The organism is Vampirovibrio chlorellavorus (genome assembly GCF_003149375.1).
Lineage (GTDB): Bacteria > Cyanobacteriota > Vampirovibrionia > Vampirovibrionales > Vampirovibrionaceae > Vampirovibrio > Vampirovibrio chlorellavorus_B.
The window spans coordinates 93,440-112,557 of the sequence record NZ_QFWH01000006.1; the positions used below are offsets into that span (position 1 = coordinate 93,440).

Annotated in this window: 16 protein-coding genes; 7 read left to right on the forward strand and 9 right to left on the reverse strand. The window is 56.1% G+C overall.

The window, feature by feature from the left end; genetic code table 11:
- Positions 1-131 precede the first annotated feature (131 nt).
- Both DF283_RS09030 and DF283_RS09035 read left to right on the forward strand, forming a co-directional pair.
- On the forward strand, positions 132-1,247 hold the full coding sequence (locus DF283_RS09030) for a M50 family metallopeptidase (RefSeq protein WP_303674449.1): 1,116 nt from the start codon (positions 132-134) through the stop codon (positions 1,245-1,247).
- A gap of 162 nt (positions 1,248-1,409) precedes the next feature.
- On the forward strand, positions 1,410-2,516 hold the full coding sequence (locus DF283_RS09035) for a MerR family transcriptional regulator (protein ID WP_303674450.1): 1,107 nt from the start codon (positions 1,410-1,412) through the stop codon (positions 2,514-2,516).
- Between the two features lie 65 nt (positions 2,517-2,581).
- Here DF283_RS09035 and DF283_RS09040 read toward each other — a convergent pair whose 3' ends face one another.
- A complete protein-coding gene (locus DF283_RS09040; protein WP_303674451.1) occupies positions 2,582-3,685 on the reverse strand; it encodes a pilus assembly protein TadG-related protein in 1,104 nt (367 codons plus the stop codon).
- A 247-nt stretch (positions 3,686-3,932) separates the two neighbouring features.
- Here DF283_RS09040 and DF283_RS09045 point away from each other — a divergent pair, with 247 nt between their 5' ends.
- From DF283_RS09045 to DF283_RS09055, 3 genes are all read left to right on the forward strand, one after another.
- Complete coding sequence (locus DF283_RS09045) at positions 3,933-5,258, forward strand: ATP-binding protein (protein WP_303674452.1); 1,326 nt, start codon at positions 3,933-3,935, stop codon at positions 5,256-5,258.
- Between the two features lie 236 nt (positions 5,259-5,494).
- On the forward strand, positions 5,495-5,869 hold the full coding sequence (locus tag DF283_RS09050; RefSeq protein WP_303674454.1) for a DUF4383 domain-containing protein: 375 nt from the start codon (positions 5,495-5,497) through the stop codon (positions 5,867-5,869).
- Between the two features lie 130 nt (positions 5,870-5,999).
- On the forward strand, positions 6,000-6,653 hold the full coding sequence (locus DF283_RS09055; RefSeq protein WP_303674456.1) for an inorganic diphosphatase: 654 nt from the start codon (positions 6,000-6,002) through the stop codon (positions 6,651-6,653).
- 94 nt (positions 6,654-6,747) lie between these two features.
- Here DF283_RS09055 and DF283_RS09060 read toward each other — a convergent pair whose 3' ends face one another.
- Positions 6,748-8,040: a serine hydrolase gene (locus DF283_RS09060; RefSeq protein ID WP_303674457.1), complete on the reverse strand. Its 1,293-nt coding sequence runs from the start codon at positions 8,038-8,040 to the stop codon at positions 6,748-6,750.
- 458 nt (positions 8,041-8,498) lie between these two features.
- On the opposite strand from DF283_RS09060, the gene DF283_RS09065 reads away from it, so the two are divergent.
- Positions 8,499-8,789, forward strand: a complete 291-nt coding sequence (locus tag DF283_RS09065) for an ArsR/SmtB family transcription factor (RefSeq protein WP_303674458.1) — start codon at positions 8,499-8,501, stop codon at positions 8,787-8,789.
- A 204-nt stretch (positions 8,790-8,993) separates the two neighbouring features.
- Here the strand turns inward: DF283_RS09065 and speD (DF283_RS09070) are convergent, their stop codons facing one another.
- The 7 genes from speD (DF283_RS09070) to DF283_RS09100 all read right to left on the reverse strand — a co-directional run bounded on the left by speD (DF283_RS09070) (position 8,994) and on the right by DF283_RS09100 (position 16,002).
- Positions 8,994-9,488 carry an S-adenosylmethionine decarboxylase gene (gene speD, locus DF283_RS09070; protein WP_303674459.1) on the reverse strand — a complete coding sequence of 165 codons (495 nt, stop codon included), beginning with the start codon at positions 9,486-9,488 and terminating at the stop codon, positions 8,994-8,996.
- Positions 9,485-9,919, reverse strand: coding sequence for an adenosylmethionine decarboxylase (gene speD / locus DF283_RS09075; protein WP_303674461.1), 435 nt, complete (start codon positions 9,917-9,919; stop codon positions 9,485-9,487). Before speD (DF283_RS09075) ends, speD (DF283_RS09070) begins: the two co-directional genes overlap by 4 nt.
- 120 nt (positions 9,920-10,039) lie before the next feature.
- Positions 10,040-10,315, reverse strand: a complete 276-nt coding sequence (locus DF283_RS09080; protein ID WP_303674462.1) for a hypothetical protein — start codon at positions 10,313-10,315, stop codon at positions 10,040-10,042.
- Between the two features lie 278 nt (positions 10,316-10,593).
- Positions 10,594-11,586: an esterase/lipase family protein gene (locus DF283_RS09085; protein WP_303674463.1), complete on the reverse strand. Its 993-nt coding sequence runs from the start codon at positions 11,584-11,586 to the stop codon at positions 10,594-10,596.
- Positions 11,587-11,702: 116 nt separating this feature from the next.
- On the reverse strand, positions 11,703-13,319 hold the full coding sequence (locus tag DF283_RS09090) for a glycosyltransferase family 39 protein (RefSeq protein WP_303674465.1): 1,617 nt from the start codon (positions 13,317-13,319) through the stop codon (positions 11,703-11,705).
- 138 nt (positions 13,320-13,457) lie between these two features.
- A complete protein-coding gene (locus DF283_RS09095) occupies positions 13,458-15,059 on the reverse strand; it encodes an S-layer homology domain-containing protein (protein WP_303674466.1) in 1,602 nt (533 codons plus the stop codon).
- A gap of 124 nt (positions 15,060-15,183) precedes the next feature.
- Positions 15,184-16,002 (reverse strand): HEAT repeat domain-containing protein, encoded by an 819-nt coding sequence (locus tag DF283_RS09100; protein ID WP_333782281.1) that lies wholly within the window; start codon positions 16,000-16,002, stop codon positions 15,184-15,186.
- Between the two features lie 53 nt (positions 16,003-16,055).
- Between DF283_RS09100 and DF283_RS09105 the strand changes: the two genes are divergently transcribed.
- Positions 16,056-19,067: a glycoside hydrolase family 10-like protein gene (locus tag DF283_RS09105; RefSeq protein ID WP_303674468.1), complete on the forward strand. Its 3,012-nt coding sequence runs from the start codon at positions 16,056-16,058 to the stop codon at positions 19,065-19,067.
- The last annotated feature ends 51 nt before the right edge of the window (positions 19,068-19,118 follow it).

Genomic DNA, 19,118 nt, shown 5'->3' on the forward strand with positions numbered 1-19,118 from the left:
GGAGCGTTCTGAGGCAGGGATTGCCTCCTGAGGCCTTGTGTTTCCCCGCGGCTCAGGAGTGACGGGACTCCGGCTTGAATATCCGGCGTGAATAAAGGTTCTGATTTGAAAAGAAGAGGCCCCCGCAGTCCATGTACGAATTAATGGCTATTCCGGATCTGTCCAAGATCGGCTCCATCCTGACCATGTTGATTTTCATCAGCGTGCTGATCATCGCCCATGAGATGGGGCATTTTTTCGTGGCCCGCAAGTGCGGCATCAAGGTGGAACGCTTCGGGTTCGGCTTGCCCTTTGGGCCCACCCTGTGGTCTAAAAAAATCGGAGAGGTTGAGTACTGTATTCACGCCTGCCTGTTTGGCGGCTATGTCTCTTTTCCCGATGATGACCCGGAGAATCCGTTGCCTCCCGACTCTCCCCAGCGTTTTGAGAACCAACCCCTGCTGTCCCGCTTTGCGGTGATGGTGGCCGGTGTGACGGTGAACGCCATTTTGGGCTGGGCGCTGATGTTTTTTGTGTTTATGAACTGGGGCTATCCCAGCGGGGAAGCCGAGCGTAAAGTGATGGTGGCTGGGGTGACCAGCGAAAGCGCTCCGGCGGCCCAGGCCGGTTTTCGCAAGGGCGATGAGCTGAAAAAGATTCAGGATGCGCCCATTCAGGGTAAAGACTATCGCGCCATGACCTACAATGTGCAAGCCATGTTCAAAAAACAGGCCAGTCAAACCATCCCGGTGGAGGTGCTGCGGAATGGCCAGCCGGTGGTTTTGTCCGTGACTCCCAGCGCCAAGGGCACCATTGGCATTCAGTTGGCCGCGGTGCAGCGTTACGATGCCATTCACAACCCGGTCGATGGCGCCATTCGGACCACGGGTTTTCTGGGTAATGTCATTGGTAAGCAGTTTGAGGCCTTTGGCAAGTTGTTTACCGGCCAAATGCCGTTAAAAGAACTGGCGGGTCCCATCCGCATCGTGAAAGAAGGCGCCAGCATGATTGATCAGAACGGGGTGCAAACCGGCCTGATGCTGACCGCCATTATCAGCACCATTTTGGCGGTGATGAACCTGTTGCCGATTCCGGCGTTGGATGGCGGGCACATCTTTTTCCTGCTGATTGAGGCCCTGAAGGGCTCTCCGGTCAAACAGGAACTGCGGGAGCGGTTTACCCAGGCTGGCTTTATGGGCTTGCTGGCCCTTATTGTGTTTATTTTGGGGAATGATATTTACAATACATTCATCAATCCAAATACATAATGAACCCAGCACCGGCCCTGCCGAACACAGGCCTGTCAAATTCCGACTCGGGCTCAGGACTCCTTCACCCAGAGGATATGACAAGTGTAATATTTACAGGCTGAGCAGCTCCGAGATACAATAGGGGCTGTGGGATGCCATCAAGATATAGGGGACACCAGATTGTACACCGTTGATACCGCTTTAGAGTCGTTGCGAAAATACGATATACAAGAGGGTGATCTGTTGACCTGGGAACGGGAACTGAGTCTTGAAATTCCGGTGGATGAGTACGGTCGCAAGCAGTACAGTCCCCATCACGTCAACCTGTTCAAGAACATCAAAAAGCACATTGCCCTGGGTAGAACCATTGAAGAGATTCGGCAGCTGATTAGCCTGCCCCCGCTGGAAAATTCCAGGCCCCGGGCGGTGCGCCCCACGGCTGCAGGACAAACGGGATCGCAAGCCACGCTGCCCGCCGGTGCTTCACCGCCTGAATCCGCTGCGACCAGCAGTAACCCTGTGACCTCCGCGGCCAAGGTGATTCAGAAATCGCCATACGCCGCCGTGCCCAAGCGACCCAATGTCGGGGGAGCCTCCGCCGCCGGGGGGGCTGCCAACGTGGTTAATCTGGTTCACAAGCTGAACAAGGAAAAAGACCAGCTCTACAAAAAGCTGCTGGAAACCGAGAAGCTCAATTCGCACCTGTACAGCGCCAACAGCCTGTTCCACAAGAAAGTGCGGGATTTGACCCTGCAAATTCAGAAGCAGCGTGAGAACTTTAACGAGAACGAGAAATTCAAGTTACTGGATGATAAAGCCCGCCTGCAGAAGCAGTTGATTGACGCTGAAAAGCTCAGCCAGTACAAGCAGGAAGAGATTTTGCGCCAGAAAATGCGCAACGATGATTTGCAGTTGCAAATCCGGCAGCGGGACGAAAAAATTCAGGCCATGCAGACGGCCTTTGATGCCGATAAATTTTGCGGGGACTGGATGGAATCCGGTACGCTGGCGGAAGTGGTTTACGATAATTTTGGCATCAACATCGAGCCGGAACGGGTGCGTCTGTTCCGCATTTCCGAGCGACCTTCCCGGATTTATGGCCCCATGGCGGTGATCAACACCAGCTACCAGTACGAAACCAACAATTTGTGGAAGCGGGAAGAGACCCTGATGGTTTCCTACATGGATGAGCAGACCCTGGAAGGGGAGCTGGTGGCCGAATACATTCTGGACGGGGTGCCGGTGGCCAAGGCCCTGTACCGGGTGACTTGCCGACGCAGCCAGTAGGGCGGCACGCCGGGACAGGCCTTCAGGCAATCCGAAAATTGGATTGGCAAGGTTGCCCGCAGGATTTACAGGGCCGCCAGCCTGATTTTTACCACGGAGCCGCCGGGGGTGGTCGTTCCGCCATTGTTGCTGTTACCGGTGGTGCAGCCGGTTTTGCAGGTGTACCGGTCAAAACGACCTTCGATGTAACGGCTGGCGGCGGACCCATTGGCTTTGTATCCGGTGATTTTAAAGCCCACAAATCCACTGACATTCACGGACGTGTTGGAGCCGCCCCCCGACCAGCTGTCATACAGTGGCAAGGGAAAAAGGGTGCCGTTGCTGATGAGTTTGTCCAATTCGTTGCTGGCACTGGAAATAAAGTTACCGGGGCTGCTGCTGTAGCACTCGCCCACGTTGACGCTTCCTGGAAAGCCAGTGGCTAGCCAGTCCCGAATGGTGCTGCTGCCGACGGCATCCGGGCTACAGTTACGCAGGTCGGCAAAGCCCCAGTTCCCGGAGCCCATGGCGGGACATCCCGCCTGATTTTGCACGCCATCCACTTCCACGTGATCCCCGTAAATGCGCACCACGTTATTGCTGGGGATGCCATCCTGCATGGCCCGGTTGAATTGTGCCTCGCACACGTACATGGGGCGTAATCCGCCATTGGTGATGCCGTTGACGGTTTGGTCAATGAGGGCCACCGAACTGGCTTCGGTGTCCATGTGGTTGACCCCGAACATGTTGGCGAAAAAGGTGGGCAGCGGATCGTTCACGCTTCCCTGTCGGCGTTTTACGGTGACCCGAACCGCGTTGTATCCGCCGGTGGCACTGTAGTCAGGATTGGTGCTGGGCGTGCCAAAGGTGGCAGCCTTGTACTGCTTGCTAACCGGATCGATGAAGCCAAAGGCCACGTCCTCGCTGGCTAGTGTCAGGGCCGCGTTGTTGGCCTGAACCAGATCAACCGCCACGGCTTCGGCGTCGTCTCGCTTGGCGGTCGGATCGACTTCAATGCTCCGGTACAGTTCGGTGGTGGCAGCCAGTGCGGCGCTATCGGCGCTGGTTTGCAGCTGGTTTTGGGCCGCGAAGTAGTAGGCCATGTCCACACCCAGGGCGGCGAACATCAGGGAGATGATAATCAGCCCCACCAATTGAATGGTGAAATTACCGCTTAAACTTGCACGCATTCGCTTCACTTCCATTGATGTCTTCACTAACTGCTGTCTTCAATAACCAAACTTGCTCACTGAACTCAAACATAGACGCTATGTATCAAGTACCTCAGAACGGCGGTTTTAAAACGAGCGCTTTCGGATTCCGTGGCAATTGTTTACGAAATAAATCGTAAGGCTTGGTTTCCGATTAGGCGAATGTGGGTACTGTTTTTCTAAGTGCTGTTAGCTTTTGGAAAAAAGTCGTAAAGGAATGAGCTGAATGTCTTCGATTCTCGATCAGTATCAGGTCGCCATGGACAATGCCGCCGCCAGGCAGGCCCAGCCACCGGTAAACCGCTTTGTGCCCGCGGTACCCAAAACGCTGTCGGAAACCGGTCTGGTGCAGGTGGTGGTGGAAGAGCTAATCTTGAAAATCATGCTGGCCAAAGGGGCCATGACCGGTCGAGAGCTGGCGACGGATCTTTGCCTGCATTTTTCGCTGGTGGAAAGCATTCTGGCCGACTTGAAAAGCCGTCTGCTGGTCATGCACAAGAACAGTTCCAACATGGGAGACTTCCTCTATATCCTGAGCGAAGTGGGGCAGGAAAAGGCCATTATGGCCCGGGAGATTTCCGCCTACGCCGGGGCCGCCCCGGTGCCGTTTCAGGATTATCTGGCTTCAGTCAGTGCCCAGGCCATTCGCCATGAAAAGCCGGATTACGCCGTTCTGGCCGAGGCCTTTAAAGACCTGATTTTTGATGAGACCCTGTTTGATACCATTGGCCCGGCCATCAACTCCGGGCGAGGGTTGTTTTTGTATGGCGAACCCGGAAACGGGAAAACCACCATCGCCGAAAAACTGGCCCTGTGCTTTAACCACGACATTTTTATTCCCAAGGCCCTGTTTGTGGAAGGGCAGATTCTGCAGTTGTTCGATCCCCAAAACCACGATCCGGTGCCCGGAGACAACGCCCTCATCGCCAAGTACGACCAGCGCTGGATTGAGATTAAGCGTCCGGCGGTCATGGTGGGCGGGGAACTGATGATGGACGCCCTGGAGATTAAGTACAACCCTGTATTGAGGGTTTCGGAAGCGCCTCTGCAAATGAAGGCCAATGGCGGGGTGTTCCTCATTGATGACTTTGGGCGGCAGCGGATCAGCCACATTGACCTGTTAAACCGGTGGATCGTTCCCCTGGAAAAGCGGGTGGACTTTCTGGTGTTGCCCAACGGCCAGAAAATTGAAGTGCCCTTTGATGAGTTGATCATCTTCTCCACCAACCTGGACCCCAGGTCTCTGGTGGATGACGCATTCTTGCGGCGGATTCCCTATAAAATTCATGTGAAAGACCCGGATGAAACCCAGTTCAAGCAGATTTTCCAGATGCTGTGCCACAAGTACCAGATTGCCTATGATGAAGCCCAGGTCGATCGGCTGATTGAGAAGCATTACCGGGGCAAGCGTCCGTTTCGGGGGTGCCAGCCCCGGGATTTGCTGGAGCAGGTTTTGAATGCCGCCTCCTACCAAAAAACGCCTCCGGTGCTGACGGAGGCCATGCTGGATATGGCCTGCCGGAACTATTTCGCGGCCATGGGCAACGAGTAGTCATACCCCTGGGATTGCATTTTTTCTAGACCGCTGGCTAATGGCCCGGGGAAATTTGCGGTGTTATTTTTGTATGAATTGGGTATAAATGCCATTGTTTTTTAGCAATGGCGATCAATAAGTCCGGGCCCGATGGGTTCTGGTTCAGCCTTGTGGTCGGGTCTTGGTCTTTCTCCCCTGATTCAACAACACCCCCCTTTTTCAAAGGTCCCGCATCCCCTTATGGAGGAGCCGTTATGGTTAGCATATACGCGAAGGTCGTTGGTGCCTTGTTGTTTATCGTCGGGATATTGGGCGGCATTCCGGCCTTTGCCCCCGATGGCATGTTATTTGGCGTTTTTATGGTGGATACCGTTCACAACCTGTTTCACCTGATTTCCGGGCTGGTGCTGCTGGCTGCCGGGTTTGGGGTGCAATGGGAGGTTTCACGGCGTTTGGTGCTGGGGTTTGCCATCGTCTATGGCCTGCTGACCCTGGCTGGCTTCTTGAGCCCCACGGGCCGGGTGCTGGGCATGCAGTTTAATATGGCCGACAATGTGCTGCACCTGACCTTAACCGCCACCGCCCTGATGTTTGCCTTGCCGGTGCAACGGTACCCGACCCGGTTGTAGGCGATCCTCCGTAAACTTGAGAGGGCGCTTCGCCCACTGAGCCCGTCTGTGCCAAGCCGCTGATGCTGTGCTACAGTATGCCTTGCAACCCGGTTTGTTTTATAAAAGCACAAGAGAGCGGGCAGACGGCATGAATCCACACAACCACGCGCAAGGCAGTTCGCCAGACAATTCACCGGAAAAGAGACCCGGCCCGGAAAATAAACCCGAAAAACTCCCTTCCGGGGTGAATCCGGTGCATGGGGTGCCTTATAAAAGTCCCCGGGGCCTGTACCAAATGGTGGTGGAAATCCCGGCCGGAACCACCGAGAAATGGCAAACTGACCCGGAAACCGGTCTGTTTTATCACGATGCCATTGAGGGGGTGCCCCGTCGCATTAACTTTTTGCCTTATCCCATGAACTACGGTTTTATTCCGCAAACGCTGTTGCCCAAGGACAAGGGGGGAGACGGCGACCCTATGGATGTGATCACTCTGGCCCCGGCCCGGGAACGGGGCACTTTGGATGAAGTTCGCCTGATTGGGGCCTTGCAACTCTCGGATCGGGGGGAGCAGGACACCAAGATGATCGGCCTGCTGAATGGCGGCCCCTTTGAGGCCGTGCAGGATATTCAGGATTTACTGATGCGCTATCCCGGGGCCGTGGAGATCATTCGCCTGTGGTTTGAAGGCTACAAAGGGCCGGGCTCCTTCCTGTTTCAGGGCTACCTGAACCATTATCAGGCCAGCGATCTGGTGGAACTGGCCCATCGGGAATGGCAACGCCTGTATCCCTCGCCCTGAGTTTAACGAACTCGGGATAATAATGGCCGTTAGTCATTGGCTCCTGTGGGAGCTTGCCGTGGGATACCGCAGGCTTGACCCGGTACGGACTGGCCTAATTGGGTTGGCTACTCGGGGCGTTTCCCGGTTCAGCCGAAAGTTCTGTTGACTCACTGCCCTGCCTGGATTGGGTGAGTTGTAACGGCTGAAGCAACTGATTTTTGGGAGCCGGTTGGGCGGCCACGTGATCGTAAATCAGTCGGGAGGCCCGATGGAAGAGATCCCGCACGCTGTAATCGTTGTAAGGGCGCTCTACCTGAATGGACAGGTAGTACCGGCGGCCATCCGGCAGGTACACGGTGCCTGAATCTCCCAGAGAAGTGGCCACATCGCCGGTTTTATGGGCCACCCGGGCTTCCCGGGGCAGCGACCAGACCATGAGGTGTCGGTTATGGGTGCTTTCCAGAATGGCCGTGCCGTTGATGCGGGATAGTTCCGAGATGAGCGGGCCGGAATCGATGTTGTAGAGAATATTGACCATCTCGTAAGGGGAAATGGTGTTGGTGCCGCTGAGATCGGGCAACCAGTTGCGGATGCGGGTATGCACCAGCCCCAGATTGGCCAGCTTTTGGTTCACCGCTTCCGTACCGCCCAGGTAATGAATCATCATGTTGGTGCAGGTGTTATCGCTGATGCGAATCATCTGCCCGGCCACGTCGTTGGCGGTCAGCTCCTTGCCCGAGTCCTTGAATTGCAGGTCGCCTGACCCTCCCGCCCGGTGATACTCTGCGTAGAGGAGCGGGGTGTCGATGGTCATAACGTTGCGATCCACGCTCATCAGGTATTGCAGCAGCAAGGGCAGTTTGATCACGCTGGCCGCGGCCACCGGCTCGAAGCCGTTGATATCCACATAGCTGCGATCCTGGGGATTATAGAAGTATAGGTGGGTTTTAAAGCGATCCGAGGGGTAGGCGGCCACAATGCTTTCCAATTGGGCCTTCAGGGCCGTATCCTCAGCCACGGGCATGACCGGTAACAGTTGCTCTTGCAGGGAGCCCACCGAGGGATGGCTGAGCAGGGTGTAATCCAGGTTGTGGTAGTACAACAGGCTGGGTGTTTTGAGCAGCCCAAAATCCCGGTTCATGTAGGCATCAAAGGCGCTGGTATCGCTCGATTTTTGAGAAAAACCGGATAGCTTGGGCATCTCGGGCAAGGCTTCCAGGCTTTGCGCCATTACATTGGGGATGATCTGGGGAATGATTTGCAGAGCGCCCCAGATGCCGCCCCCGATTAAGGCCAGCAACATCAGGGCTGCCAGTACCAGAATGGCCAGACGCTGTTGCTTTTGTTTTTGGTAGTGGTACCTGCGGGCCGCAAGTGATCGGGGGGGATGATTTTTTCGTGACATAGAATGACCCTTTACGGGATGACTCAGGTTTGGCGCTCTCACTCTGCACTCTCTGACAAAATACGCTGACAAAATCACTCGGTAACACGTCATTTTTTGGGGCGTTCACCCAGCTGGAACTCAGTCGGAACTGGTTCTGGGCGGGAAGCAGACCCAAGAGGGCTTACTTCGGGGTGGCTGGAGCCCCAACGACGCGTGAGCCTATTGTAACGTTTTTTGAGCCGGAGGAACAACCCATGACTTTGTACAGCAGGGGGGGGGTACCGAAAAGGGTGACTGGCAAAGGCGGTACGGGGTTTGTGGACTTGTTTCTGGATTGCTTCAATTAACATATAAAAATATTAGAATTTACTAATAAAATGATGTATACTGTTAATGACACTCGGCAATCGGTATCATTGCCGGATTGCTGTTCGGTTTAGTGTTTTAGTGTCATCAAGCCAATGGGGATAGCGTCTATGAACCCAGCGCCCGCCTCCTCGGAGAAAGTGTGTCGACGGCTCAAAGCCCTTAGTCACCCCATCCGCCTGGGGATACTGAATGTGCTGCGCTCCGGCGAAAAAAATGTCTATCAACTGGAGGCCCTGATGGGCACCACCCAGTCCAATATTTCCCAACACCTGGCCCAACTGAGAGACAAGGACATTTTGACCACCCGCAAGCAAGCCAATCAGGTCTTTTATTCCGTAGCCGATCCCCGCACCCTGAATCTGCTGGATTTATTGCAAGAGTTGTATGGCAGGCTTTAAGGTTTTTCACCGGGTGATTTGGAAATTCAGACTTCCGTAAGAAAGCCGTGGGCAGTGGTTAGACCGTAGGATTTGCTGCCCATCAGATCAATTGAAATTAGATGAATAGAAATCAAAAAGGCGACACCCGTAGAGAAGGTGCCGCCCTTTTTTTAGAGACTGACCGCCTTCAATGGATGGACTCTTTACGGACAGTCTCCGGGATCATTCCCTATCCGGGAGGGGAAGGCCGCGGGTGGGGGGGGCTCCGGGCGTTCCCCGGGGGAAGTATCGGCCCCGTTCGGCGTAGTGTAGTTCCCAGTGGTTCACCTCAAAGGCCTTCAATACAAACTGAACCGCCGCATCCACCGCAAAGGGCTTGCAACTGAACAGGTCGAAAAAGAAGTAATCTTTTTCTGTGAAGGAGTGAAAGGACAGGTGGGATTCGGCGATGACCACCATGCCGGTGACCCCCCGATCTTCGGGTACCAGCCCGGCGTAGGGGAACACATAGGGCTGGGTGATGGCGGTCATGCCCACCTGGGCCGGTAAGGTCTTGAGGACCTCGAACACGTAGGCCACATCCCCGATTTTACCGGGATGGCACTGCCTGCAATCCAGCATCAGGTGGGGGCCAAACCCGACAGAACCGGTCGCTGCCGGATGCCACCCTTCGGCCATGGCGGGAGATGTTTGAGAGACGGAAATGATTGGGGTCATGCGAAAGTCCCTCCTTTCAGGATGGCCGTATCGAGGTCTGGGTTCTGGGGCGTATGCTTCAGGGCCAGCGACCGAATAGATGCCAGATTGCCCCGCAGAATCTGCTGAACCTCCGTTTGCCGGGCGTCCAGCATCAGCCGCAGATGCTCATAGGCCACCAGCGGTTCAATATGGGCCCCACAGGTGTACAGATCCACCGAGGCGTAGCCATGTTCCGGCCAGGTGTGAATGGCCAGATGTGATTCGGCGATGACCACCACCCCGCTGACACCCCAGGGTTGAAAGCGATGGAAGGTGGATTGCACGATGGTGGCCCCGCAGGCCAGGGCGGCGGCGTTCATGTGGGTTTCAATGGCGGTAACGGAATCCAGCGTTTCCGGCTGACAACCGTAAAATTCCACCAGCAGATGACGACCCAGAATATCAGTCATGGGCAAATTCCTTTTTGATTCAAAGGCATACACAGCAATGAGCTTCCCTGACGCCATGAACCATGCAGGGTCTGTGGCATTGGCCTGTCAGACGTCTGAGTCTGAGGTCAGGGCCGTGGCTCAGCAGGCCACGGGCAGGCCTCGTGTGGCCGACTCGTCTGCCGCAGTTTTGCCAGAATCAAACAGAAAGCGCAGCAAGAATGTTTTGAAAAAACGATTGGCCCCTTCTTGGGCGAATACGGCGCTTAAAAATTCCAGTTGATGGAGCTGGGCCCGGCTTTTGCGCTTGGCCTTGTCCTGTGGCACGTAAAAACGATAGGCGGGCTCGGGGGGCTGGCCATGGCGGATAGCGCTCGCTGAAGCGGGGATGTTGAAAACAGCAAAGTGTCTAGCCATCGCCTGAAAACCCTCACGAGATTGCACAGTGCCAAAACGCCATTCCACATCATGACGTGCGGTGAACTTTATGTTCCATTAAGAAACGGCTCAAATGAACGAGCCAACTTTAAGAACTTTGTATGGGGTTAAAATTAGGCAAGGCTGCCTTCACAAGACGTTTGTAAAACTACGCTCAGCTCAAACAAACTGTGGAACTGCTTTTGGCAAGGTGGCCCAGCATCTATCCGCTGTACTCAAACAGTACAAACCTGTTGTGAAGGCAGCCTTACCTAAAATTAAGTGGCCTGTGTGCTGGTCAGACCGGGCCGAATCATGCGCTCGATGTATTCAAACACCTCATGATTCAGGGCAATGGTCAGGTGATCAATATCCGGGTTGTCCAGAATCAGGTTGTTGATTTGGCAGGGCATGTCGGAGGCCGCTTCGAGTAGGCCTTTGCGGAAATGCACCATGAAGTCCCACACCGTAATCAGGCTGTGGTAAGCCACCTCGGTGGAGGTGCGCACCATGTTCAGATTCCAGTGAATCAACTCGTCAAACACTTTGGGCACTGGTTTGCCGGGATTGCGGGGAATCCACAGGTTTTTCAGCTCCTGCACCCCTTCGGCGCCCAAAAAGCCCGTGCCTAACGAAACCAGATTGGCCACGGAACCTGCCTGCATGGCCTGAGTCTGCAGCCAGTAATGGGCAATCACCCCGCCCAGACAATGACCCACCACGTTCACCTTGGTGGCGTCGCACTTTTTCTTCAGCAGATTTAATTCTTCTTCCAGCTTGGCCGCCGCTGTGGCCACGTCCGCCAACCCGTTTTCGGGCAGGGACATGACTTCCACCGGGTAGCCCTTGGCTGAAAAATAGGCGTGCATTTCCCGGAAAAATACGGGCGGGGTATTCAGGCCCGGTACAATCAGCAAGGGTGTTTTCTGACTGGTGAATCCCGCTTCCGGAACCCGGGGCAGCTCATTCAGGGCAAAGCAGCCTTGTCGGTTCAGGGCGTAGTAATCCTGTCGGGCCAGTTTGCCCAGTTTGCCCAGGCGTTTTATGGCGTGGTAATAGCTCATCATAAAGGCCATCAGGTTATTGATGTGCCGCCGCTGACTGGGGCTGATGAAGTCGCTGTTGAAGTAATCCTGAATGTTGCGGATTTCCATCTCGGACAGACGCCGGTGGATGGGATTGAGCTTCATGATGGCCGCGGCCACCATGGCTCCGGCGGTGGAGTACATCCAGGGGATGGGTTTATGTTTGAAAGCGCTACTTTTAGACAAGAGACTCACCTGAACTGTTTTTGAGAATACACATAAGGCTAATCATACCACCCGACCGGCCATAATAAATCCATTGCTTCGCAATTCCCGAATCAAATACAGAGAATATTGGATTTTCAGAGATTGGTTTGCTTGCTGAAGATAAACCAGTCATGGGTTTGAACCTGATGGGGGTACATGGATTTTAAGTAGTCTTTGGCGGTTTGCAAGCCCCGTTCGTTGTTGGCCCGGTGCCGAAACAGCCACACCCGCTGGTAGGGTTTGAACAGCTCAGGGGCTGGCAAGGGCACCGGCTGTCCCTGATACCGGCTGATCCAGTAGACCATGGGCTGTTGCGGACGGGTCGGCTGAAGGTAAAAGGCGGCCAAATTTGGAGCCCCTAGCGGGCCGTTCACAAAAATCAAATCGGCGGGTTTTGCCTGAGACAGAAAATACCCCATTTTTTCCCGGATATGATCATCCTTGTTATGCTCATCCCGAAAGGGGGAGGGAGAAGCCACGCTGGCTAGGGCCACCAGTGCCATGCCGCCCAGAAGGGTCATCGCCAGAAAGCGTCCCCGGTTGGTGGGAGGCGTTGTATTGGCGTGGCGGGGCGTGATCCAGAGTCGAGCCAGCGCCAGGCCCACTATCAGGCCCATGGCCGGGGAAATCAGCATGGCGTAGCGATCGATGATGGCAATGTGGGTGTGCTTCCAAAAATCGTAAGCGATTTGCAGGAGCAACGGAATCCACAGCCAGCTCAGCAGGTATCCGCTTGCGCTAAAACTGAAGCGGGCCTTCTCTGCCTTGTGGGATCGATAGGCCAGCACTAACAGTAGCAGGGTGATGGGAATGTAAATGAGGCGACTCAACCGGTTATCCCCGGCCACCACCACCAGCGGCTGCCAGAAGGGCACGCTGAGATAGCGAGTCCAGCCCACCAACCCCTTGGCGAAGTGATACTCCTCGTTCACCCCTTGTTGTTGCAACTGGTAGACCGGGGCCCACCACAGGGCAATGGCCCCCAAAGCCACCACAGCGGGCAGGGCACCCATCAAGCGCTTCCACTGTTGTGTCCGCCAGCCGAACATAAGGGCAAACAGGGCCTGAAAGCCCAGAAAAAAGACGAACATGTAATGGCTCAGCATGCCCCCGCTGACGGCCAGCGCATAGAGCCAGCCCCACAGGGCGGGGCGTTTCCCAAAGAGAATTTGCCAAAAGGCCAGACCGGCCCAACCGGCCCAGAACAGGCTGAGGGCGTACATGCGGCCCTCTTGCCCGTAGTAAATCTGGAAGGGTAGCAGGGCGGTGACCAAAGCACACAGGTATCCGGCCTGACGCCCCCCCAGGGCTTTACCCAGTCCAAACACGGGCAGGATGAGCAAGGCGGACCACACGGCGGAAAAACTGCGCAAGCCCACCGCGTTGTTGCCGAACCAGTCCAGCCACGGGTTGAGCAACAGGTAATAAAGCGGCATATGCACATTAATTTTCAGCAGGGCCAGCAGACGATCCACATTCATGGGCTGCCAGCTGAGGAAGTGCTGGTAAAACTCGTTGGCGCTGTGGATGGCTGGATGGAGCTGGGTGGGATACAGGTGGGTGTTGGTCACCATCAGGGAGTAAATTTCATCAATCCACAGGCTGGTGGCATCCAGATTGAAGAGCCGAAGCCCCAGGGCCAGCAGGCAAATGAGGCTGACGGTCAGGGGTTCACTCTGATAAAATTTTTCCAAGAGCGGGGGGCGGGCCATAATCGGTTCCTTTAACACTGTTGCGGTTATACCAGAAATAACCGTGGCAAGCCTAGGGGTAAGCCCGTTCCGCCGGGTCAAGGAAAAGGCCCCATACTAGCGCATGGAGCCGGAAATCAAGATATTGGGATTATTGGGTTATGGTGAAATCCAGAGAATCTTGTCTTTGGGGTTTTTAACGGAGACCTTGACCCGTTGAATACCCGAAAATTGCTTCAGGGTGCGCCGAAGCTGCTCATCCAGCCGGGCGGGCACGCTGCTGTTGCTGAACTGAAAATCCCCCGGGGCGTAGAGCTGCACAGTGGCCAGCCCACTTTCATTCAGGCTGAATTTATCCAGCCGCAAGCGTTTCAGGTCGGCATCCATGAAATACCCATCTCGCTTTTCCGCATCGATAGGCCCACCCAGAATGGCCTCAATCGCCTGACGGGGAGTCCTGCCGGTCAGTCCCTCCCGGGCCACCGCCTCGCCCAGCATCAGGCTGGGATCGCTGACCAGATTGGCCAGATTGGGGAAGTATAACTTCAATTCAGCAGGTGTTTTTGCGGCTTCAGCGGTTGTATCTGATGCTGCTTCGGTGTCAGGGATAGCATTCGCTGTTGTGTCTGATTTCACTTTGGCTTCAGGGAGCGCATTCCCGGTCGCTTCGGCAGCCGGGGACGCCTCGGCAGGATGCTTGGCCTCGGGGTGGATTTCTAACACCGGGGAGGCCGTTTTATCCGGGGTGAAAACCGCCACCGGATGACAGGTCTGCACCACCAGAATGGGATCCTCCGCCGTTCCACGCACGGCGTCCAGATTTCCGGTGACTCGTACGGCTTGCCCGATTTGCCAGTTTGCTTGCTCCGCCCGGCTTAGCCCTTGAATGTCCAGACGAAACCGCTTGCCATCGGCCCGAACCAGTTGCCAGGCATTAGCCTCCCCTCCGGCGGCCAATTGGCCCACCACGTTGGCGGCTGGCAGGGCTTCTTCCATAGGGATTTGCTGGGTCAGGGCTGTCGGGGCGCTGACTGAAGCAGGCGTATGCGGCGCTGATAAGGCCGCCGTGTTCGGCGGGGTGGTTTGGATCGGTCGATCGGCTTGTAAGGCTTTGGCCACACAGGCGGCCACACTGGCTCGGGTGGCCGGGATGTTGGGAGACAGCCGGGTTTTGGAACGCTCGCTCAGGGTGAGCCCACTGGCGATGGCTTGGGCCACGGGTACTCTGGCCCACTCGGGCAACTGATCCTGATCCTGGTAGGCCGCCAGAATCTGGTTGGCCTGCTCGCTCTCCACGGTGGCGGGCTGGAGTTTACCCAGACTGGCGTACAGCTCTCCCATGGTTAGAATCTGGTTGGGCTGGAATTGTTGCTGGGTGACGCCGCTCAGCCAACCCTGACTGACCACGGTTTGGATGGCCTGGGCCGCCCAGTGATGTTTGGGAACATCGGAAAAACGCTGAGCCGTTGTGGGCATCGTTTTTTGAGGCAATGCCCTGGCTAAAATACTGGCGAATTCAGCGCGGGTGATGGCCCGATAGGGATAAAAGCGCTGTTCCTTGCCTTCGCTGAATATGTCCCGTTCACTCAGGAGCTGAATGGCCGATTTGGCCCAGAAATCATCCGGAATATCCCGCCACTGGGATTCGGCCCGCAAGGGTTGTGCACCGGAACACACGATGGCAAAGGTCAATAACCCACACAAGGCCAGTTTTCGGTATTCAGGGCGGGGGCTTTGGAAGGCTGGATAGCTGCCGTTCATGATGCCTGTTGCGATTGCGCTTGATAGTAATGGGCCTAGTATTGGCTAAAGTTGAGCCAGTCACAATTAGCCAACCAGCTAATTGCTGGGTTTAAGTGATGAGGAACGTATTTTGGATAGTCTCTTAATTCACGTGGCGGGTGATTTTTTTGATGGCCATTTCCGCGCGCTTGTTAATCGTGGGGTCCTGGCTGGCCCGTTGCTGCTGAAGCAATTCCAGCACCTCCGGCGGACCAAAGCCGATTTCTCCCAAAGCCCAGATGGCCAGGGCGATCACTTCGGGGTTGCTATCGGTGCGAATGACTTCCACCAGGGTGGGTACCGCTTCCGTGTAGCGCAGGGTTCCCAGTTGCCAGGCGGCGATGCAGCGGGCGTCTTCCGCATGGCTGGTTTTCAGCAGGTTGATGAGATGAGGCACCACAGGCTTGCCGATTTGTCCCAAGGCTTCCGCCGCGGAGGCAAAGACGGCGTTGTCCTGATCCTTCAGGGCATTCAGCAGAATGGGAATGGTTTCCTCACGACCCGTCATGCCCAGCGCCTGGACGGCGTAGTTTTTAACCGTATTGTCTTCATTGTGGGCCATTTGCTTGAGTACGTCGAAAGCCCGGTCACCGCCCACTTTCCCCAGTGCCAGCGCGGCTGCGCTCCGGACATCCGGTTCCTCTTCCGAATCGTTTAAAATTTCCTCCAGCACGGGGAGGCATTTGGGCTCGAATTTTTCCAACATATAAAGGATGGCATTCATTCGGCTGGATGGCGGATATGATTTTTGCTTTAAAATACTTATAGCAGTTTCAATGGGCGAGATATCATCCGGCATGTGAGCAAACCTTCTGGAAATCGATTTCAAACTCTTGGGGCACCGTGGTTTCGGCAACGCATTGTTTTTGTCTGGCGCAGGTTGAAGAGAAAGTGAAGCATCCTTTGAACATAACGCAAGCATCTGGTTGGCGCAATCGCCAGAGTCAAGGCCGTTCTTTTATTCTAGTACTCTTGATGCTGGCATTTCAACTGAGCGGATGGGGGCAGTTAGAAGCATGGGCCGCGCAGCGGCTTCCGGTGTACGATGCGGAACCCTCTTCGGCAGGGGGCGGGCAGGGCAGGGTCTTGAAATCACTGGAGGATATCGGCTACCAGCCCCATCGGGTGAAGGGCGACGATTTCCTGTTTTCCATCAGTCCAGGAAGCGCCCCTTATGTGTTGGTTCCCCTGAGCGGGCAGTTGGATGCTTCTGCCCTGGCCATGCTGAACCGTTACTTACAGGCCGGGGGGCATCTGGTGCTGTTTCCGGGGCAGTTGCCGTTGTCCCCGTCCGCACAGCGACTGGTGGAGATGGTGGGACTGACCTTGACAGGCTCGGAAGCGATTGCGGATGAGCAGCCTCTGTTCTGGAGTGGGACCTCTCAGTCCAGTGACGATGTGCTGCGAGCGGGCAGTCGTTTGCTGCGTTTGCAACCCAGCGTAGGGCAGTCGGTTCTGGCCACCTGGGGAGAGCGGTATCCGGCGCTCATTACCACCGCAAAAGGGGCCTTGCTCAACTGGCCATCCGGGCAGCGATTGTCCCGGCCTTCCCTGATGATGGCCCTGGCCAAGGCCATGCCCCTGGCCCCGCCGGATTCGGTGGTACTCAAGACCGGTAAAAAGGGAGTTCCGGGACGAGCGGCCTATCCGCTTCAGCCAGCGGCCTTTATCAATGGCCCTTTGTCCCCTCAGGAAAAAGAACAGCCTATGGCCGCCAGTCAGCTTGCCGATCCCAAGGGCGCTGCCTCTGATCCTGCATCCAGAGCGATATTGACCCTGAGTCCGCCGCCCGCCGGGTCAACCGCCTCAAACACCCTAAACACCCCGTTGTCGGCCCAGTCGCAAACCACTGCTGCCGTTCCTCCCCAGGCCGCTCTTGCCGTGGCCGAGTCTCTGGCGGTGGCGGAAGAAACCCCGGAGCGGTTTATGGCCACGCTGCCCAGCGCCCTGCGAGACAGTTTATTTCACAGCCAGGCACCATCCGGAAAAGCCCTTGAAATCGCCCAGGCGGAAGCCAAATCCACTACCAAGGCCGGTGCTGCCGCTCAAACCCCGGACGCCGAAGCTGAGGTGCTGGACAACATTCTGGGACGGCCTGAACAAGGCGCTCCCCCGGCTGCCACGGGCACCCCGGCGGGGAGCGGGGCAAAAGCGGGCGAGCCGGGCCAGCCTCAAAAGCGTTTCAGTTTTTTGGACCCGGAAGCCGCTTCCGTTATTGCGCCGGAATTTGATTACGGAACCTACTCCTACAATCTGCGGGTGCTGGATGATTATCGCCGGCGCATTCACGAGGCCACCGAGACGGCCAAGCAACTGTCCATGGAGATCCCGGATGAGAAAATCCGCAAGCTGCTGTGGGAGGCCCATCAGAACAAACGCAAATTCGAGTCGCTGTATCTGAACGGGCAGACCCAGGCGGGTCTGGACGCCTACGCCGAAGCTCGTCGTCTGACCCTGAAAGCGCTGGCCCTGACCAGTGATTCCCCTCGGGTGGAAGGGCGGGCCATTTGGCTGGATCGGGGCACCATTGTCAATGCCCAAAACCCGGAGGGTCTGAAAAAAGTCATTCAGAAACTGCATCAGGCGGGCATTAATATCGTTTACTTCGAGACCGTGAACGCCGGTTTTCCCATTTACCCCAGCGCCATTTTAAAGAGTAACCCGCTCATTCAGGATTGGGACCCTCTGAAAGTCGCTGTGGAAGAGGGGCATCGCCTGGGCATGGAAGTACATGCCTGGGTGTGGGCCTTTGCCGTGGGTAACCGTCGGCACAACCCTCTCATTAACCAGCCGGTCACTTACCCGGGGCCCATGCTGTCGGAAGCCGGCCTGATGAGTGAGGCCCTGCGCAATAGTGGCGGTGGGCTGGAGGTGGATGGTCGTCAGCATGAATTCTGGCTGGACCCGGCCAGCGAGAAGGGCCGTGCTTTCCTGTTGAGCGTCTACCGGGAGATCGTCAGCCGTTACGAGGTGGATGGCCTGCAACTGGATTACATTCGCTACCCCTTCCAGACCGCTGGCACCCGCATGGGCTATGATGCCGTCGGTCGGGACCGCTTCTACCGGGCCACCGGGCAAACGCTGGACAATCTGGATGACTACACCGCCAAGCTCTGGATCGCCTGGAAGACCTATCAGGTCAGTTCCTTTGTGCAGCAGGTCTCCAGCACCCTGCGCGGGCTCAGGCCCGCTATCAAGATTTCGGCGGCGGTGTTCCCCATGCGCCGGGAAAGCCGCATTGTGACCATTCAGCAAGACTGGGAAACCTGGATTGAAAATGGCTGGGTAGACACCTTGAGTCCCATGTCCTACACCACGGATCCGGAGCGCTTGCAGGGTATGTTCGACTATGTGCAGTCCTCCCCCCAGAAGCGCTCCCTGATTTATCCAGGGATTGCCCTGCACCGTCTGGATGGTGGGCAGTTGGTGCAGCATGTGGAAGCCTTGCGGGAGCGCGGGGGATTGGGCGTGACCCTATTTGCTGGCGCCCATCTGGACTCGGAGAAAATCGAAGTGCTGGGCAATGGCCCCTTTAAGGCCGCCAACAGCCTGCCGCCCCATCGGGATGTGATTAAATCCCTGCAGTTGATTCTGGACGATTATCATCAAAAATTCAGCATGCTCCAGTCCAGGGGAGCGCTGGCCAATCTGCCTGTCCCACAAGTCCAGACTATTGAAAGCGGCCTTTCGCAGTTGGCAATGCAGTTGCGGACTCTGGCTCCCTTTAAAAATCCGGCCACCATGCCGCCCGATCATCTGATGGCAGCCCAGCAGGCCCTGAGTGGGCTGCAAACGGCCACTGATGCCTGGGTGCAGGCGGAAACGGAGAATCGCTACCGGGCCCGTTACTTCAATCACAAGGTTCAATTGCTGAGCGAGTTATTGGGTTACGTGGTTGATAAAAGCACCCCGACGGCCAAGGCTTTTCGTCCTGCCTCCCGGGATGGTCTGAGTCAGGCCCCATCGGCCACCGCCCCCAAAGACTAGCCGACTCATTCCTTGCAAGCAGATACCCAACCTATGAAAGCGGGAGATCTA

What these genes read in the sequence shown, in the direction of transcription:
- speD (WP_303674461.1), bottom strand. Translation starts at nt 9,919, where the DNA reads ATGACTGATATTCTGGGTCGTCATCTGCTGGTGGAATTTTACGGTTGT.
- DF283_RS09065 (WP_303674458.1), top strand. Translation starts at nt 8,499, where the DNA reads ATGAACCCAGCGCCCGCCTCCTCGGAGAAAGTGTGTCGACGGCTCAAA.
- DF283_RS09090 (WP_303674465.1), bottom strand. Translation starts at nt 13,319, where the DNA reads ATGGCCCGCCCCCCGCTCTTGGAAAAATTTTATCAGAGTGAACCCCTG.
- DF283_RS09095 (WP_303674466.1), bottom strand. Translation starts at nt 15,059, where the DNA reads ATGAACGGCAGCTATCCAGCCTTCCAAAGCCCCCGCCCTGAATACCGA.
- DF283_RS09055 (WP_303674456.1), top strand. Translation starts at nt 6,000, where the DNA reads ATGAATCCACACAACCACGCGCAAGGCAGTTCGCCAGACAATTCACCG.
- DF283_RS09080 (WP_303674462.1), bottom strand. Translation starts at nt 10,315, where the DNA reads ATGGCTAGACACTTTGCTGTTTTCAACATCCCCGCTTCAGCGAGCGCT.
- DF283_RS09030 (WP_303674449.1), top strand. Translation starts at nt 132, where the DNA reads ATGTACGAATTAATGGCTATTCCGGATCTGTCCAAGATCGGCTCCATC.
- DF283_RS09045 (WP_303674452.1), top strand. Translation starts at nt 3,933, where the DNA reads ATGTCTTCGATTCTCGATCAGTATCAGGTCGCCATGGACAATGCCGCC.
- DF283_RS09050 (WP_303674454.1), top strand. Translation starts at nt 5,495, where the DNA reads ATGGTTAGCATATACGCGAAGGTCGTTGGTGCCTTGTTGTTTATCGTC.
- speD (WP_303674459.1), bottom strand. Translation starts at nt 9,488, where the DNA reads ATGACCCCAATCATTTCCGTCTCTCAAACATCTCCCGCCATGGCCGAA.
- DF283_RS09060 (WP_303674457.1), bottom strand. Translation starts at nt 8,040, where the DNA reads ATGTCACGAAAAAATCATCCCCCCCGATCACTTGCGGCCCGCAGGTAC.
- DF283_RS09040 (WP_303674451.1), bottom strand. Translation starts at nt 3,685, where the DNA reads ATGCGTGCAAGTTTAAGCGGTAATTTCACCATTCAATTGGTGGGGCTG.
- DF283_RS09100 (WP_333782281.1), bottom strand. Translation starts at nt 16,002, where the DNA reads ATGCTTGCGTTATGTTCAAAGGATGCTTCACTTTCTCTTCAACCTGCG.
- DF283_RS09105 (WP_303674468.1), top strand. Translation starts at nt 16,056, where the DNA reads ATGCTGGCATTTCAACTGAGCGGATGGGGGCAGTTAGAAGCATGGGCC.